This window comes from Hymenobacter sp. PAMC 26628, from assembly GCF_001562275.1.
GTDB lineage: Bacteria > Bacteroidota > Bacteroidia > Cytophagales > Hymenobacteraceae > Hymenobacter.
The window spans coordinates 3542327-3555413 of record NZ_CP014304.1 but is presented as its reverse complement, the minus strand read 5'-3'; the positions used below and the strand labels follow the sequence as shown (position 1 = coordinate 3555413).

Here is a 13087-nt window from a genome sequence, read left to right as displayed (position 1 = left end):
GCGCCCGCGGCCCTTTTTTCGAGTTTTAAGGCTGCGAAGTCACCGTCCAGCCGCAGTTGCGCGGTAACTTTACCAAGTCGGCCAAGGCGCATCGAATCCCCAGCGGGTCCAGTTTCTCTCGCATCTTTTTGAGCATATCCTGCCGCTGGGTACGCCGGTTGTTTTCTTTTTGCCGCGTGTCGCGCTCTTGGGGCGACGGCTGTAGCGGGGCTTCCACCAAAAAGAAAATTAATTCGATGCGCTGAAACGGGCGCAACACCGCCGCCCGCAGGTCCGCCGCAAGCAAAGGGTCCTGGTGGCGGGCCCCCAGATACAGGCCGCTGCAAGTGTTCAAGGCTTTTTGTAAAATCTCCAGTGGGATTTCCCCTGTCCGCATTTTCTCTCGCAGTGCCTTGCCGTCTTCCCGAAAGTCCTTGATTTCTATCAGCGTTAAAACCGGAAAATTGGGGCCGATGCCAGCCACGATATTCACGCCTTTCATGCCATCTATTTTCTCAATTCTCTCCCGATAAAAGCCGAATTTGCCCTTGTCTTTCTCATCGTATTTGAAGGCGTACCAGGAATCAGCCTCTGGAAAATGGAATTCTAATTTATCCTCAGGAATCACCGGCATAATCCTGATCTAAGGCATCTTCAAAATCGAACGTTTGCGCTAATTCTGCATCCAGGGCCGCCACGTGTTGTAATTGCATAAAATTGTCGGTGGTTTCCACTTGCGTACCGCCATTTTCGCCAGTGTAAAGCCCAAAATACCGCACTGGCAGCGGCTGCTTCTGCGAAAGAATATGCAGTTCTTTCATCAAAAATAAGCTGTGCGTGGCTAATATAATTTGAAAGCCCGCCCGCGCCAATTCGGCCAACACCGCCGCCATTTCTTTCAACAAGGCCGGGTTTAAATTCGCTTCGGGCTCGTCCCAAAACAGGGTGGTTTCGGGTGTAAGAGTACCGTTAGCAAGTAGCTTGTAAAGGGTGGCAAATTTGCGCATTCCCTCGGCTACCATATTCATTTCCATTTTAGGCAATTCAGTTGTAAAAAGGTAGAAGCGTCCCCCCTCTTCATCCACTTTTCCGCCGATAAGCTTTTGCAACCGCTCTACAATGTGAACTGGCTCGGGGCGTCTCAGAGGTGGCCCCATTAATAGTTTCAATAGGTCTGGGTAAACTTCATCAATCGGTATTTCTCGACGGTCATATAAAGCTAGTAGCCACCCTAGCGTTAAAACTTCTTTGGCTGGAATTAAAATAGGGTATAAAAAATTAATATTTTCATATATTTTATCCAGTAAATTAATAATTGCAGTTGAACCATCAGACGTGAAACCCACAGAGGTAATGACTAACCCATGAGGATATTTTATTTCTATGCCTACACCTGTCATAATTTCGGACACATTGATACTGCGTCGAATTAATTCGCCTAGTTTAAAATCGACTGTTTGAAAAATCTTTTTGAATTTGTTTCCTGTATCGGGATGCGCTACAGTATTCGAGTCGCTTTGAGCTACCAGTTGTCCAGTTATTTTATCAATTTTATTTTCTCGAATCCAATCTAATGCGCCATATATCATAGCATACGCTGCCTTCAGCACGTGGCTTTTGCCCGTCCCATTTGCGCCCACTATCACATTCAGCCCCGGCCCAAACTCAAAATCGGCATCGGCGAAAACGGTAAAATTGCGAAGGTGAAGGCGTTTTAGCATGGGGCGAAGCTACAGGGTAGCAGGCTTAGTACGTCGGCTACGGCTTTTGGGCGTGGGCTGCGGCAGTAGCAGGGCCCCACAAGTTAGCTTTGCCTAACCGCCGTGGCTCCAAATGCTGCATAGGTTTCCGCTCGTGCTATTCCGCCCGCTCTATTTCCTGCTGCTGCTGGCGCTAGGCGCCACCCAGCTCACGGCCTGCGCCCAGGCCCCCGACAAAACGCCGGCCGCCGCTCCGCCGCCCGGCGCCGAAAAGCTGCCCTGGCTGCGCAATCTGCTCGATAGCTCGGCCGTGCTGCGGCCCCATATGGTGGGCCTGGTGCTAGCCGATGCCGATTCGGGCCAGGTGCTGTTTGCCCAAAACGAAACCAAGTACTTCGCGCCGGCCAGCAACATGAAGCTGTTCAGTCTTTATGCTGGCCTGAAGCTGCTGCCCGACTCGCTGCCCAGCCTGCGCTATTTCAGCCGCGGCGACACGCTGTTTTTCCAGGGCACCGGCGACCCGACTTTTCTGCACGGCGACGTGCCCAGCCGCCGCGCCTTCGCGTTTTTGCAGAAAGCGCCCGGCCTGCTCGCCAGCTGCGACATTGCCTGCTCCGCGCCCTACGGCCCCGGCTGGCCCTGGGACGATTTTGGCTACTACTTCCAGCCCGAGCGCGGGGCGTTCCCGATTTACGGGCACACCGTGCGCTTCTATGCCGTGCCGCCCGCGGGCCGGGTGCCCAGCCGGCTGCGCGTGCGGCCCCAGTATTTTGCGCCGCTCACGGGGCCCGTGCCGGCTGTGCTGCGCACGCCAAATATTGACGCCGATACCCACGTGATTCGGGCCCTGGACGAGAACCGCTTCTACGTGGTGGCGCCGTTCAATAAAAAGTGGATCGACGAAGTGCCATTTCGTACCAGCCGGGCCTTCACGCTGCGCCTGCTCGGCGACACGCTGCGGCGGCCGCTGGTGGGGGCCCCCTGGCGCCCGCGCCCCACCGACGTGGTGCGCACCCTGCGCGGCCTGCCCGTGGACAGCCTCTACCGCCGGATGCTGCGCGTGAGCGACAACTTCCTGGCTGAGCAGCTCTTGCTGATGGCCAGCACTGCCGTGGGGCCCCACGATTCGCTCAGCACCCAGCGCGTGATTCGGTACGTGCGCAAGCAATACCTGGGCGCCTTGCCCGACCCCGTGGCGTGGGCCGACGGCTCGGGCCTCTCGCGCCAAAACCTCGTCACACCCCGCACCCTGGAGGCGCTGCTCCTCCAGCTGCACAAGGAGGTGCCCGAGCCCCGCCTGCTGAGCCTGCTGGCCGCCGGCGGGCGCCAGGGCACGCTGCGCAAGCGCTACTACGACGCCGCGGGGCCCTGGGTGTGGGGCAAAACTGGCTCGCTGTCCAACAATACCAACCTCAGCGGCTACCTGCGCACCAAGAGCGGCCGCCTGCTGGCCTTCACCTTCTTGAACAACAACCACATCGCCGACAGCGGCGACATCCGCAACGAGATGGAGCGCGTGCTGCGCCAGGTGCGGGCGCGGCTGTGAGCGGGGTCAAAAATTGGCTGGCAACGGGCAACGAAGCGTATCTTCCGGCTGGAAACTACGCTGGCCCACTCCGATGCACCCCGTCTTCAAAACCCGCGACAAAGCCCTGCTCGACGACTTACAGCGCCGCTACTACTGGGGCCTGACGCCGTATGAGCGGCTGGCCCTGGCTGTGCGGCTCAACCGGCAGGCCCGCGCCATTTACGCGGCCAACCCGGCCAATCCGACCCGCGCCACCTCGCCCAATGGAAGAAGAGTACTTAAGTCTGCTGCGCCTATTTTACGAGGAAAACGTTGATTACGTGGTTGTGGGCGGCTACGCGGTGATTGCGCACGGCTTCCCTCGCACCACCGGCGTCCTCGATTTGCTGGTGCGCCCCACGGCCCCTAATGCCCGGCGCATCGTGCGGGCCCTGGAACGCTACGGTTACGAGCAGGGCGAATTTGAGGAACTGGACTTTACGACCGTGCCCAATTTCCTCTCCTTTGCCGCCGGCGGGGGCTGGGTAGACTTGATGACCCAGGTTTTGGGGGTAAGCTTCGACGATTGCCTGGCCGGTAGCCTGCAACTTCAATTTGCCGACGTGCCGGTGCGCTACATTGGTTTGGAAGCGTTGCGGGCCACCAAGCGGGCCACCGGCCGCCCCCAGGACCTGCGCGACCTGGACAACCTGCCGGCCTGAGGACGGGTCCGCATTGAAAGTGAGTTTTATGCTCTGATCATCATCGGCCCCGCCGCTACCCCGCCAGGGGGCCCCGCAGCTCGGGGGCCCGGCGCAGCTTGGTGGCTTGCTCGTAGGCGTAGCCCAGGCCCAGCAGGGGCCCCTCGGCCCAGGCAGGGCCCACCAGCGAGAGGCCCACCGGCAGGCCGTGCGCCTGGCCCATGGGCACGGTGAGGTGCGGGTAGCCGGCCATGGCCGCGGGCGACGAAAAATCGAGGCCCGAAGAGTAGTCGCCGTTCACCAAATCGATGCAGCCCGCCGGGCCAGTAGTAATGCCGATGATGGCGTCGAGCCGGTTGGTTTTCATAACGTTATCTAATATTTTGCGGGCGCCGCCCTGCGAGCGGACCAGGGCTGCGCGGTACTTGGCGCTGGCCAGGCCGTCGGTTTTTTGGGCCAGCTCCAGCGTTTCCTGCTGGAAGAAAGGCATGGCCTGCGCGGCGTGTTGGGTGTTGAAGGCGATGACGTCGGCCAACGTTTTTACTGGGGCCCCCGCCCCGGCCAGGTACTGGTTCAGCCCAGCCTTGAACTCGTAGAGCAGCACCTGAAATTCGGCCTCGCCGAGGGCCCCGATGGGCTTGGCCACTTCTACTTCCACCACCGTCGCGCCCTGCGCTTTCAGGGCCGCTACGGCTCGCTGCATGAGCGCAATGGCGGGCGAGGTGCCGGTAAGGTGCGACTTCTCCACGCCCAAGCGCTTGCCTTTTAACGCATTTACGTCCAGGTATTTGGTGTAGTCGGCCTGGGCGTGAGCGGCGCTGCCTTTGGTGGCGGCATCGGCGGCATCTTCGCCGGTGAGGGCGGCCAGCAGCAGGGCGGCGTCGCGCACGGTGCGGGCCATGGGGCCGGCCGTGTCCTGGGTGGCCGAGATGGGGATGATGCCCGTGCGGCTGAGTAGCCCCACGGTGGGCTTGAGGCCCACCAAGCCGTTCACCGAGCTGGGCGACACCACCGAGCCGTCGGTTTCGGTGCCGATGGCCACGGCGCACAGGTTGGCCGCCGCGGCTGCCCCCGAGCCCGCGCTGGAGCCGCTGGGCGTGCGGTCGAGCACGTAGGGGTTTTTGGTTTGGCCGCCGCGGCTGCTCCAGCCGCTGGTCGAGCGCGACGACCGGAAATTGGCCCACTCGCTGAGGTTGGTTTTGCCCAGCACCACGGCCCCGGCGGCGCGCAGCTGCTTGATGATGAAGGCATCCTGCGCGGCCCTGTGGCCGGCCAGGGCCAGCGAGCCGGCGGTGGTTTGCTGCTGGTCGCCGGTGTCAATGTTGTCTTTAATGAGCACCGGAATGCCGTGCAGGGGCCCCCGCACCTTGCCGGCCTTGCGCTCGGCGTCGAGTGTCTCAGCCAGTTTCAGGGCGTCGGGGTTGGTTTCGATGACGGCGCGCAGGTTGGGGCCCTTGGTGTTTACTTCTTCGATGCGCTTCAGGTACTGCTCGCACAGGGCCCGGGCGGTGTACTTGCCCGACTGCATGTGTTGCTGCAAGTCGGCCACGGTGGCCTCGTGCAGGGCGAAGGATCCGGGCACGCCGGCGGGGCCCGCAGCGGCCGGGTCGGTTTGCGCAGGGGTGGACGGGGCGGTGGAGCAGCCAGCTAGCGTGAGCGCGGAAACGGCAGCGCTGGCCAGCGCGCCGGTGCGAAGGAATAAACGACGATTCATAAGCGAGGAAATTTGAACGGCAAGGTAGAGCGGAAGTGGCCGTTGGCGCACGGCCGGGCCCCGCGGCGCCGGGTTCTGGGCGTTGGCCAATATTATTCGCCAATCCTCCCTCATTCTTATTCAACAGCCAAGTCCGTCGCTCGCCCTGAAACATTGGCCGGAAAAGCGCTTTCGTTGATGGTTTTGCGGCGCGCATTTGCCGAAAACCGGGCCCCTGGTGATTTTGCAGCACTCAAGCCAATCACGAAAATAGTTCGTCCGATCACTTGCTATATCCTGAATTTTAGATCGTTGAATTTTGCTGTTCTACTTTTTTCCCGTGTTGTTCTTGCCAGTTCCCACTTTTTCAACGGTCCTGCCCGGCGCCGTGGCGGCCACGGCGGCGGCGCTCACCACCGCTGGCAGCCCATCCACCGCTAGGCATCGCAGCTGAGCGGCACGCCCCAGGACCTGCCTGGGCTGCCCAACCTGCCCGCCGCGTCCTTGGCCTCCCCCTGGCGTGCGGGGGGGCACCGGGCCGTCTGCCAGGGCCAGCGGAAAGAAAGCAGCCCAATGAGGAAAACCGGATTAAACGCTGAGCGGCTCTGGGGCTCTTACCCGGCAAGGGCCCACCGGGCCAGGGGCGGGCCGCTGGCCTGCGCCGACGGCCGGGCCCCTCCACACTTTTCTAGCGCGCACGGTGGCGAACAGGTTGTTTTTGCTTGGCTTTTTGGCCTGCCTTGGCGTGGCTCCGCGCCGCACCCAGGCCCAGCCCATACTGCCGCCGACGGCGCGCGCCGACTCCCTGGCTGCCCGGCCGGCGGGGCTGCCCTCGCAAGTGGTGCTGCGGCTCGACTACGCCGCCCGGGCGCTGTTTGCCGGGCGCGACTACGGCGTCCGGCAGAGTGCAACCACACCGTCGCTACTCTACAACCACCGCAGCGGGGCCTACGCGGGCGTCTCGGGCGGCTTCTACAGCCAAGCGTCCCCCGGCTACGTGCTCACCGATTTCTCCCTGGGCTATGGCAACCTGCTGGGCAGCAAGCTGCTGTACAACGTTTCGTACGACCGGTATTTCTACAACGCCAGCGGCCCGGCCGTGCTGGCCAACACCGGCGGGCTGCTACTGAGCTACGACTTCGGGCCACTCAGCCTGGGCAGCAGCTACGCCTTTGTGTTCGGTGGGGGTGAAACCGGGCAACGCCTGGTACCCTCGCTTTCGGGCTACAAGGCCTGGAAACACCTGGGCTTCATCGATAAGCTGTTCGTGCTGCCCAGCTTGTCGGCCACCATCGGCACCGAAAACACGAGCTACCAAATATTTCCTCCCAAAGTAGTGCAGGCCGTCAAAGCCAAAAAAACCAAAAAAACCGCCGCGGCCCCCGTCACCGAGCAAGTCAACGACTTCGGCCTCATGGGCTGGAACCTGGCCCTGCCCGTGAAAGCCCGCATCGGGCATTTGACGCTCGGAGCCACTTACAACTATGCCCTCCCCATCAAGCTTCCACACGAGGACAACGAAGCCGGCTTCGGGGCCAAAAGCTTCGTCAGCTTCTCCCTCAGCTACAGCTGGAACACCAGTCGGCAAGGCAAGTGAACAATTGATTAACTGATGTTACGCAGTCGTTGGCTTAGGTTGTCCGTTTAATCGATTGATGATGAGTTGCACGCTGGACCTGTACACGGATTATTTGCTGAGCTCGACGGGTCCGACGACGGCCACGGGCTTGTCGCGGCTGCTGGACGGGGCGCTGAGCCACGACCACATCACGCGCTGGTTGAGCAGTACGCCGTGCGGGTCAGCGCAGGTTTGGCGGCAGGCCAAGCCGTTGATTCGCCAGGCCGAAGCCCAACGCGGGGCGGCGGACTTCGCCGTGCTCATCGTGGACGATTCGGTCCTGGAAAAGGCCCACACCGATGCCAATGAGTTGATTTGCACCCATTGGGACCACAGCCAGCAGCGCTACGTCAAGGGCCTGAACTTCGTGAGTCTGCTTTATCAGGCCGGCGACTTGGCCCTGCCCATCGCCGTCGAGCTGGTGCGCAAAACCGTGCCGGTCTACCACCCCAAGACCCAGCAGACCAGCTACCAAAGCCCGTTCACTAAAAACGAATACCTGCAACAGATGCTGCGCGTGGCCCAGCAGCAGGTGGCCTACCGCTACCTGCTGGCCGACAGCTGGTACGCCTCGGCCGAGAACATGGCCTTGGTGCGGGCCCTGGGCCATCACTTTGTATTTGCCCTCGAAAGCAGCCGCACCGTGGCCCTGAGCGCCGAGGCGCGGGCCGCCGGCCAGTTCCAGGCCGTGCAGGCGCTGGTGTTCCCCGATACGCAGCCCTTGCGCGTCTATTTGCGGGCCGTCCAGCAGGCGGTGCTCGTGACCAGACAAGTCTTCACAAACCGAGACGGTAGCCAAGGTATGCTGTATCTGGTCAGCAGCGACACCGACCTGGACCAGGCCCAACTGACCACGATTTACCAGAGACGGTGGAAAGTGGAAGAATACCATAAGTCGCTCAAACAGAATGCCTCCATGGGCAAATCGCCCACCAAAACCCTGGCCACGCAGGCCACCCATTTCTTTGCCGCCGTGTTGGCTTACACCAAGCTCGAAGTGCTCAAGCTCAAAGGCGGCATCGGCCATTTTCGCCTCAAAGCCCAACTCTATACCGTTGGCCTCAAAGCCATGTACCAGCAACTCGTACTGCTCCGTGCGTAACATCAGTGATTAATAGTTGATTAATAAAAAAATATTGTTTTTTAACGCGAGTTAAACCCTGAGCCTGCAGCGGGTTCCAACCACCGTACTTGCTCTCCTCAGCCCTTCGGCGGCGGAGCAGGGGCGCGGCGCGGGGGCCGGGCCGGCCGCGAAGGCCCCGCACCCCGTCCGCTGGCTGTCGCGGCCGGCCTTTGCATTATTTCTAGTTTTAATCAAATACTTCCGCTGCTGGCGGGCTGGCCCAGGCGTGCGCCAGCCCGGGGCCGGGCCGACGTTCACATTTTCCTTTTCATTCATCCCCGTTTTTTCCACCTCCATGAAGAAAATCATTTTGGCAGCCATTGTCTGCCTGGGCAGCTATGCCGGCCGCGCTCAAGGCCTCACGCAAGACGAGCAGAAGCTCCAGCAGGTGAAGGAGAAGATTGCGAAGCTGGAAACCGAGATTGCCAGCACCCGGACGGGTCTCACCAAGGACGCCGCCGACATTACCGCCGACAAGGCCACCGTCAAGGCCGAAGAAAAGCGCGTGGCTGCCCTTGAAAAAGCCCTGGCCGAACAGCGGGCCGACCTGCGCCACGGGCGCCACGACGTGGCCCTCGACCACGCCGACCTCAAGCTCGACCGCGCCGATAAAAGCACCGACAAAGCCTTGCTCAAAGGCGATAACCAAGCCCTGGCCACCGACCACTCGGCCCTAAAGGACGACCGCGGCACGGTGAAAACGGATGCCCAAAAGGTAATTGCCGACGTGAGCGGCGGGGCTGCGCCCGCCCAGACGGCCGCCGACGAGCAGGCGCTGGCCACGGCCAAAGCCGGCCTTGCCACGGCTAAGGAAAAGCTGACCCACGACCTGAGCACCCGTGAGCACGACCGCGGCCTGCTGGCCCGCGATGCCAAAGAGTTCAAGACCGATAAGGGCGAGCTGCGCAAAGACGAAATGGCCTACAAGCACCACGAGGCCATTCTGGCCAAGGACAAGGGCAAGCTGGACGCGACCAAGGACCATTTGGCCGCCAACAAGACCGACCTCAAGGCCGACCGCCAGGACGCCAAGACCGACCGCCGGGAGCAAGCCCAGGACAAGCGCGAGCTGGCCCGGGAGCGCCTGCAAAAGGTGCGTGACCAGCGCGAGATTCAGCGCGACAAAAACCAGTTGGCCCACCACTAGCCCTACTGGCCGCGGCGGCGCACGTAGCAAAGCGCCGGGCCCCAGGCCCGGCGCTTTTTATTTAGGGGCCTGGCTAGCCGCTTATGAGCTCTGTACCTATTAGGACAGGCGCCTAGTACAGCACCCGGAACTTGATGGTGTGCTCCACGGCGCGCAGGGCCTGAATCACGTCCTGGTCGTACTCGCGGTTGATGTCGGTGATGACGTAGCCGATGTGCTCGTTGGTTTTCAGGTACTGGCCCAGGATGTTGACGTGGTGCTGGGCCAGCACGTTGTTGATGTTGGCCAGCACGCCGGGCACGTTGGCGTGGATGTGGATGAGGCGGTGGGCCTGCTGCACCGGCAGCTGGATGTTGGGGAAGTTGACGCTCTGCTGGGTGTTGCCGGTGTTGATGTACTCCATGATGCGCTCGGGCACGAACTCGGCGATGTTGCGCTGGGCCTCGGCCGTGCTGCCGCCGATGTGGGGCGTGAGCAGCACGTTGGGCAGGCCGCGCAGCTCGCTCTCAAACGCCTCGGCGTTGGTTTTGGGCTCGTGCGGAAACACGTCCACGGCCGCGCCGCCGAGGTGGCCGCTGCGCAGGGCGGCGGCCAGGGCGGGCACTTCCACCACGTGGCCGCGGGCGTTGTTAAGGAACAGGGCCCCCGGCTTCATCAGGGCAAATTGCGGGGCCCCGAAAAAGTCCTGGTTCTCGGGGCGCCCGTCGATGTGCAGCGTCACCACGTCGGCCTGGGGCAGCAGCTCCTCCAGGGTTTTGCACTTCACGGCGTTGCCGAGCTGAAGCTTTTCGGCCACGTCGTAGTAGAGCACCTTCATGCCCACGGCCTCGGCCACCACCGAGAGCTGCGAGCCGATGTTGCCGTAGCCGATGATGCCCAGCGTTTTGCCCCGAATCTCGAACGAGCCACTGGCCGACTTGTCCCACTCGCCGGCGTGCATTTTGGGGTTTTTCACCGGGATGCGGCGGGCCAGCACGATGATTTCGCCCAGGGCCAGCTCCACCACCGAGCGGGTGTTGCTGAACGGCGCGTTGAACACGGCCACGCCCTTTTTCATGGCCCCGGCCAGGTCAATCTGGTTGGTGCCGATGCAGAAGGCCCCGATGCCGATGAGGCGGTTGGCGGCGTCGAGCACGCGCTGGGTCACCTGCGTTTTCGAGCGGATGCCCAGCAGGCTCACGCCCTCGATGCGGGCGATGAGCTCGGCCTCGTCCAGGGCCCCTTTCACTTCTTCTACCTGGTAGCCTTCGGCGCGGAAGAGCTCGGCGGCGCGGGCGTCGGGGTTCTCCAGCAGCAGCACCTTGATGCGGTTTTTGGGGTAGCTCAGCGTCATGGGTAGTTTCAGTTGGTATAAAAACTCGTCGAACGTGGGCAGCACCTCGTCGGCATGGGCCACCACGGTGGGGCGCGCCACGTTTTCGGTGTAGGCGTAGAAGCGGTGGGCCAGGCCGGCCTCGCGGACTTGGTAATCGGTGTAGCCGTCGCCCACCACGTACACGGGCCCGTCGAGCTGCAAGTCGCGCAGTTGCTGAATCTTGCCGCCGTCGCGGCTCAGCACGTTGGCCGCGTCGCAACCGGTAATGTTCCCGTCGGCGTCAAACGTGAACGTGTTGGCCAGCACGTGGCCGGCCGGAATGCCGAACTCGGCCACCACCGGCTCGATGAACTCGCGGAAGCCGCTGCTCACCACGTAGATGCGCTCGGCCTGCTGCCGGAAAAACTCGCCGTTGCGCCGGATGCTCTCGCTCACCTTGCCGTGCAGCCGCGCCACCAGGGGCCCCAGGTGCCGCCGGTGGGCCCCCAGCAGCGCCAGCCGCTGGCTCAAAGATTCCTGAAACCCGATTTCGCCCGCCATCCCGCGGTCCGTCAGGGCCCTGATCTGGGCCACGCGCTCGGCCTGGTCGGGCTGGCCTTGCAGGGCAATGTCGGCCAGCTCGTCGAGGCCTTCGACTTGCGTGAAGGTGCTGTCGAAATCAAAAACGAGGTAGGGCAGGGGGGCGGCGGTTGGAGTAGTCACAAGCTAGGGAGTTACATAGCCGTTACATAAGAAAACGGCCAATGCAGCGGATAATCGAAGGTTTTTGGGGTGCCAGTTACATAGCCGTTACATAAGAATCAGCCTAACACAGGTACGTAGCGAGCATTCTTTTTAGACTTGTTATCTGGGTCGTAGGGTTTAATTAGCCCTGCCTCCAGCGCATCGGATATGATGCGAGAAGCCATAGGGTAATTTTTCTCCGCGATACCCATGCGCTCCCGGAACGACTGATTTGACATTGCTTCCCCATTGGCAAATTTTAGGCAAGCATGTTGATAGCAAGCCCGCACCTTATCGCGGGAACTCATATCACGCAACGGCTTAGGCGCATACAAAATGGCTTGAGTCGAATTATCGCCCCGGATGAAGTCTGGAGCTGGTAGAAAGTGCTTTTCACACTCCTCTACAATGCGGTCAATGCCACTTCCGCGACTTTCACAAAAGTCCAGCGCCTTCATGATGTCTGCGATATCTTCATTCCGGCTAATGGGCGTGTGATTTAAGAATTGAAGCACATTTATTAGCGGTGCACCAGGATTGGTCACTTCAATGCGGTTATCAAAAACTTCCACCATTGGCGATGAGCCTGCAGTAGTAAAATCCTGATGTATTAAAGCATTGGCCACTAGCTCGCGAATAGCTTTTACTGGATAAGTAGGCACTTCTTCCCTGCGCGTTGCGGTAATCTCTTCCCGACTTGGCAAACGTTCGTTCAACCAGGTAAGCGCTTTAATGAAACCTACGGCGTAGCCCAAGCGCCCCGTTTGTTCGCGCCCGCCATTCGTTCGGCCCGAACCGTTGTAAATAATGATTCGCAGGCCCTTATGCTCCAGGCGAGCAAACTGCTTCAAGTCTCTGGCGAAAAGGACGGCCCCCATATTAGTAATATGGAACATACCTTGTTCGCGTGCTACTACTTTGCCTTGTAAAAAGCGGGCTATTATGGCTTGCGCGTCAACTGGAGTTGGGTAATCGAACAGCTTAAAATACTCTTGCCAGTCAAGTAGTTCTAATATATGTGAAGTACTGGCATTAGCAAAAGCAATTGCCCGTTCAAAATCGACAACGGGCTGACTTTGTCGTTCAATGCGGTGTCGCTCGTCGGTATTAAGGGGCCCAAGGCTTTCCCCATCGCGCCCATAATAGTGCCCTTTCCAAGAAGTGGGCTGCCCCAGTGTAGCCGGTGGAATCTCAAACAAAATCACACGCTTGCCTTCACAATTGACTTCGTGAATGCCCCGAAAAGTTAAACGATTAGAAGCTTGGTCGGCTATCTCCTTGGTCAAGCTTTGCAACTTTAAAGGGTCAGCGCGAAACGTAGTGCCAACCACTTGCTGCTTGTTGCTGATACCAAAGGCCAGCCAGGCTTGTTCCACATTCCTGAGATTGGCCTCGTTACTCAAGGCACTAAAATACTTGCCCAGCTTATCAAAATCGAAGCTCTCATTAGCCTCTTTAAACTCAACCAACTCTGACTCACCAGGTAGGGCCAATAGGTTGCGCAGTAATTCGGCCAGGTCGTAAGGAGTCATTAGTTGCGGAGGTGTAAACGGCAAAGGTATGGTAGGCGATTGCGGATGA

11 protein-coding genes are annotated in these 13087 nt (G+C 60.5%); 6 read left to right on the top strand and 5 right to left on the bottom strand.

Annotated features, from left to right (window positions below; genetic code table 11):
• Nucleotides 1-25 precede the first annotated feature (25 nt).
• Both AXW84_RS15505 and AXW84_RS23440 read right to left on the bottom strand, forming a co-directional pair.
• Complete coding sequence (locus AXW84_RS15505) at nt 26-613, bottom strand: hypothetical protein (protein WP_068235124.1); 588 nt, start codon at nt 611-613, stop codon at nt 26-28.
• Complete coding sequence (locus AXW84_RS23440; protein ID WP_071891405.1) at nt 597-1700, bottom strand: AAA family ATPase; 1104 nt, start codon at nt 1698-1700, stop codon at nt 597-599. The genes AXW84_RS15505 and AXW84_RS23440 overlap by 17 nt, the downstream gene beginning before the upstream one ends.
• Nucleotides 1701-1812: 112 nt before the next feature.
• Between AXW84_RS23440 and AXW84_RS15495 the strand changes: the two genes are divergently transcribed.
• The 3 genes from AXW84_RS15495 to AXW84_RS15490 all read left to right on the top strand — a co-directional run bounded on the left by AXW84_RS15495 (nt 1813) and on the right by AXW84_RS15490 (nt 3908).
• Entirely contained in the window at nt 1813-3225 is a 1413-nt protein-coding gene (locus AXW84_RS15495; protein WP_068235116.1) for a D-alanyl-D-alanine carboxypeptidase/D-alanyl-D-alanine-endopeptidase, read from the top strand.
• 73 nt (nt 3226-3298) lie between these two features.
• On the top strand, nt 3299-3523 hold the full coding sequence (locus tag AXW84_RS25090) for a hypothetical protein (RefSeq protein WP_071891402.1): 225 nt from the start codon (nt 3299-3301) through the stop codon (nt 3521-3523).
• Nucleotides 3471-3908, top strand: coding sequence for a hypothetical protein (locus AXW84_RS15490; RefSeq protein WP_068235114.1), 438 nt, complete (start codon nt 3471-3473; stop codon nt 3906-3908). Before AXW84_RS25090 ends, AXW84_RS15490 begins: the two co-directional genes overlap by 53 nt.
• A gap of 55 nt (nt 3909-3963) precedes the next feature.
• Here AXW84_RS15490 and AXW84_RS15485 read toward each other — a convergent pair whose 3' ends face one another.
• Entirely contained in the window at nt 3964-5601 is a 1638-nt protein-coding gene (locus AXW84_RS15485) for an amidase (protein ID WP_068235110.1), read from the bottom strand.
• 709 nt (nt 5602-6310) lie between these two features.
• Between AXW84_RS15485 and AXW84_RS15480 the strand changes: the two genes are divergently transcribed.
• The 3 genes from AXW84_RS15480 (at nt 6311) to AXW84_RS15470 (ending at nt 9468) form a co-directional block, all read left to right on the top strand.
• A complete protein-coding gene (locus AXW84_RS15480) occupies nt 6311-7177 on the top strand; it encodes a hypothetical protein (protein ID WP_157887065.1) in 867 nt (288 codons plus the stop codon).
• Nucleotides 7178-7235: 58 nt separating this feature from the next.
• On the top strand, nt 7236-8300 hold the full coding sequence (locus tag AXW84_RS15475; RefSeq protein ID WP_068230147.1) for an IS701 family transposase: 1065 nt from the start codon (nt 7236-7238) through the stop codon (nt 8298-8300).
• Between the two features lie 316 nt (nt 8301-8616).
• Complete coding sequence (locus tag AXW84_RS15470; protein ID WP_068235101.1) at nt 8617-9468, top strand: hypothetical protein; 852 nt, start codon at nt 8617-8619, stop codon at nt 9466-9468.
• 112 nt (nt 9469-9580) lie between these two features.
• Here AXW84_RS15470 and serA read toward each other — a convergent pair whose 3' ends face one another.
• Entirely contained in the window at nt 9581-11485 is a 1905-nt protein-coding gene (gene serA / locus AXW84_RS15465; protein WP_204248384.1) for a phosphoglycerate dehydrogenase, read from the bottom strand.
• 98 nt (nt 11486-11583) lie between these two features.
• Nucleotides 11584-13038 (bottom strand): ATP-binding protein, encoded by a 1455-nt coding sequence (locus AXW84_RS15460; RefSeq protein ID WP_068235098.1) that lies wholly within the window; start codon nt 13036-13038, stop codon nt 11584-11586.
• Nucleotides 13039-13087: the final 49 nt, after the last annotated feature.

Coding starts and splice junctions, on each gene's coding strand:
- AXW84_RS15470 (WP_068235101.1), top strand. CDS start 8,617: ATGAAGAAAATCATTTTGGCAGCCATTGTCTGCCTGGGCAGCTATGCC.
- AXW84_RS15505 (WP_068235124.1), bottom strand. CDS start 613: ATGCCGGTGATTCCTGAGGATAAATTAGAATTCCATTTTCCAGAGGCT.
- AXW84_RS15490 (WP_068235114.1), top strand. CDS start 3,471: ATGGAAGAAGAGTACTTAAGTCTGCTGCGCCTATTTTACGAGGAAAAC.
- AXW84_RS25090 (WP_071891402.1), top strand. CDS start 3,299: ATGCACCCCGTCTTCAAAACCCGCGACAAAGCCCTGCTCGACGACTTA.
- AXW84_RS15475 (WP_068230147.1), top strand. CDS start 7,236: ATGATGAGTTGCACGCTGGACCTGTACACGGATTATTTGCTGAGCTCG.
- AXW84_RS15495 (WP_068235116.1), top strand. CDS start 1,813: ATGCTGCATAGGTTTCCGCTCGTGCTATTCCGCCCGCTCTATTTCCTG.
- AXW84_RS15485 (WP_068235110.1), bottom strand. CDS start 5,601: ATGAATCGTCGTTTATTCCTTCGCACCGGCGCGCTGGCCAGCGCTGCC.
- AXW84_RS15460 (WP_068235098.1), bottom strand. CDS start 13,038: ATGACTCCTTACGACCTGGCCGAATTACTGCGCAACCTATTGGCCCTA.
- AXW84_RS23440 (WP_071891405.1), bottom strand. CDS start 1,700: ATGCTAAAACGCCTTCACCTTCGCAATTTTACCGTTTTCGCCGATGCC.